The sequence below is a fragment of the Candidatus Margulisiibacteriota bacterium genome, assembly GCA_031268855.1.
Classification (GTDB): domain Bacteria; phylum Margulisbacteria; class Termititenacia; order Termititenacales; family Termititenacaceae; genus Termititenax.
Genome location: JAIRWS010000078.1, coordinates 1 through 3,196, shown reverse-complemented (window position 1 = coordinate 3,196; position 3,196 = coordinate 1). Strand labels below are relative to the sequence as shown.

Annotated in this window: 4 protein-coding genes; all 4 read left to right on the top strand. The window is 53.9% G+C overall.

All coding sequences use genetic code 11. From position 1 onward, the window contains the following. The coding region (gene ilvB / locus LBJ25_04935) for a biosynthetic-type acetolactate synthase large subunit (protein ID MDR1453300.1) at positions 1-1,461 on the top strand (1,461 nt) is incomplete at its 5' end. Beyond that, positions 1,458-1,937, top strand: a complete 480-nt coding sequence (gene ilvN, locus LBJ25_04930; GenBank protein ID MDR1453299.1) for an acetolactate synthase small subunit — start codon at positions 1,458-1,460, stop codon at positions 1,935-1,937. The genes ilvB and ilvN, both read left to right, overlap by 4 nt. After that, on the top strand, positions 1,937-2,275 hold the full coding sequence (locus LBJ25_04925; GenBank protein MDR1453298.1) for a hypothetical protein: 339 nt from the start codon (positions 1,937-1,939) through the stop codon (positions 2,273-2,275). Before ilvN ends, LBJ25_04925 begins: the two co-directional genes overlap by 1 nt. A 1-nt stretch (position 2,276) precedes the next feature. Next, positions 2,277-3,196 (top strand): ketol-acid reductoisomerase (gene ilvC / locus LBJ25_04920; protein MDR1453297.1); only part of this gene is annotated, 920 nt, incomplete at its 3' end.

Below are 3,196 nucleotides of genomic sequence, written 5' to 3'. Positions count from 1 at the left end.
CTTGTCACAGCTATCGCCACAGCCTACATGGACTCGGCGCCGCTGGTGGCTATCACCGGACAGGTCGGCACGACGCAGATCGGCAAAGACGCTTTTCAAGAGGCCGATATGACCGGCATCACCATGCCCATCACCAAACACAATTATCTGGTCAAAAATGTAAATGAGCTGGCGCGCACGGTCAAAGAGGCTTTTCATCTGGCGCGCACAGGACGTCCCGGGCCGGTGCTGATCGATATACCGTCCGATATCTGCAAGCAGGACGCGGAGTTTAAATATCCCGAAAAGATCGATCTGCCCAATTATAAGCCGACGCTGCGGGGCAATCCGCGCCAGATCAAGCAGGCGGTGGAATTGCTTTTGTCAGCTGAGCGGCCGCTGGTCATCGCTGGCGGCGGCGTCAGCACAGCCAACGCGGCCAAAGAATTAGCGGAATTTATACAAATCACGGGAATGCCGGTAACCACCACGCTGCTGGGGCTCGGCCTGATCCCGCCGGACACCGCTGGTTATCTGGGTATGCCGGGTATGCACGGCTCGGCGGCGGTGAATTACGCGCTATGCGCAGCCGATGTGATCTTTGCGATCGGCATGCGTTTTGACGACCGCATCACCGGCAATCCGCAGCTTTTTGCGCGGCAGGCCAGGATCATTCACGCGGATATTGATCCGGCGGAGATCAACAAATGCGTGCCGGCAGACGTGCCGATCATCGGTGACGCGCGGGAAATACTCAAAGAAATGCTGGCCGCGCTGAAAAAAACAAAAATCGCGCCGCGCGCCGGGTGGCTCCAGCAGATCGCCAAATGGCAAAAAGATTTTCCGCTAACTTATGTTAAAGATAGCAAAACGATCAGACCACAGCAGGTCTGTGAAGTTTTGAATGACCTGACCAAAGGCCGCGCGGTATATATCACCGACGTCGGCACGCATCAAATGTTTGCGGCGCAGTATTTACGGATAGAGTCTCCGCGGCATTTCCTTTCCTCCGGCGGTCTGGGCACGATGGGTTTCGCTCTCCCCGCGGCAATGGGCGCGGCGGCGGCCTATCCTAAAGAACAAATTATTTGTCTGGCCGGCGACGGCGGCATCCAGATGAATTTGCAGGAGCTGGGCACTATCGCCACCAATAAACTGCCGGTCAAGATCCTGATCATCAACAACCGCTGGCTGGGCATGGTGCGCCAGTGGCAGGAATTGTTTTACCATGAACATTACTCGCATACCGATATGGCGGAATGTCAGCCGGATTTTCTCAAACTAGCCGAGGCTTACGGCCTCAAAGGCGTGCAGATCGAGGATCCGCAAAATCTGGCCAAGCAGCTTCAGGAAGTTTTAGCGTACAAAGGCGCGGTCTTGGTCAATATTTTAGTGGCGCGTGACGAAAATGTGCTGCCGATGGTGCCGGCTGGCGGCACGTTAAACAAAATGTTGCTGCCGAAAACTGGAGCGCTAAAATGAAACATATTATCGCGGTAATCGTGGACAATAAACCCGGCGTGCTGGCGCGGGTGGCCGGGCTTTTCAGCCGCCGCGCTTACAATATCGATTCGCTGGCGGTCGGCCCCACGGAAACCAAAGACGTGTCGCGTATCACGCTGGTCGTGCACGGCAATGACGAGATACTGGAACAGATCAGTAAACAGCTGAACAAACTGCCCGACGTGAAAAAAGTTTTGGATCTGTCACAGGGTGAATTCATCAGCCGTGAAATGGTTTTATTCAAGGTCAACGCCGCGCCGAAAACCCGCCACGAAATATACGCGCTGGCCAGCGCTTTTCGCGCCAAAGTCATAGACATCGCTGAAGGCAGCATGATAATAGAAGCGACCGGCGACACCGCCAAAATCGAGGGTCTGGAAGCTCTGCTGGAAAAATACGGCCTGCAGGCCGTCGTGCGCACCGGCAAGATCGCTTTGAGCAGAGGCAAAAAATAGTGCTAAAAAAACATCATTCTTCCGCTAAAATTCATTCTCAGCCCCAGGCCAGACTGGATTTATTTTTGCTTTTTTTAGGGCTGACCTGCTTAAAAGCCGCCGTATATATTTTCATTCACAATCGCTTGAATGCCGGTCTTTATTTATTTTTGGCGGCCAGTTATTTTGTTCTGCATGGACGCGCCGGATTTAAATCGCTCTGGAGCTGGCTGATCGCGGCCGGCGCGCCTTATTTGTTTGCTTTATATTATTTGGATTTTGGTTTAATATGGGTGGCGCTCGCCGTCGACAGCGTATTCCTGGGCGGGTACTTAATTCTAAAAAAAGGAGTGCAGTAAAATGGTGCAAACATATTATGATAAGGACGCCGATATCAGCATATTGCAAGACAAAACGATCGCGGTGATCGGCTACGGCTCGCAGGGGCACGCTCACGCGCTCAACATGAAAGACAGCGGCTTGCGGGTCGTCATCGGTCTGCGGCCAGACAGCGCGCACGCGGCGGCGGCCAAAGAAGCCGGTTTTGAGGTACTGCCTCCGGCTGACGCGGCCAAAAAAGCCGACCTGATCATGATGCTGACGCCTGATGAATTCGCGGCGGATATATACAAGCAGGACATTGAGAAAAATCTGCAGCCGGGCAATATTCTGGCTTTTGCCCACGGCTTCAATATCCATTTCAAATATATCGCGCCGCCCCCAGACATTGATGTGATCATGGTCGCGCCCAAAGGCCCCGGCCACATGGTGCGCCAGCTTTACACCGAGGGCGCGGGGGTGCCGGATTTGTTTGCGGTGCAGCAAGACCACAGCGGTCAGGCGCGGAATATCGCCATGGCTTATGCCAAAGCGATCGGCGGCACGCGCGCGGGAATTTTTGAAACGACTTTCAAAGAAGAAACCGAGACTGATCTTTTCGGCGAACAGGCCGTGCTGTGCGGCGGCATGTCCGCGCTGGTCACAGCCGGATTTGAAACTCTGGTCGAAGCTGGTTATCAGCCGACCATGGCGTATTTTGAATGTCTGCATGAAATGAAGCTGATCGTCGATCTGATCTACAAACACGGTCTGGCCGGTATGCGTTATTCTATTTCCAACACGGCCGAATACGGCGACCTGACTGTCGGGCCGAAAATCATCGACGCTTCGGTCAAAGCCAGAATGAAAGATGTGCTAAAACGCATTCAGAGCGGCGAATTTGCCGACGAGTTTGTCAAAGAGTGCAAGGCCGGCAAACCCAATATGGATAAACTGCGCGC

Excerpts from the sequence above, each read along its gene's own strand:
- ilvN (MDR1453299.1), top strand. The coding sequence starts at position 1,458 with ATGAAACATATTATCGCGGTAATCGTGGACAATAAACCCGGCGTGCTG.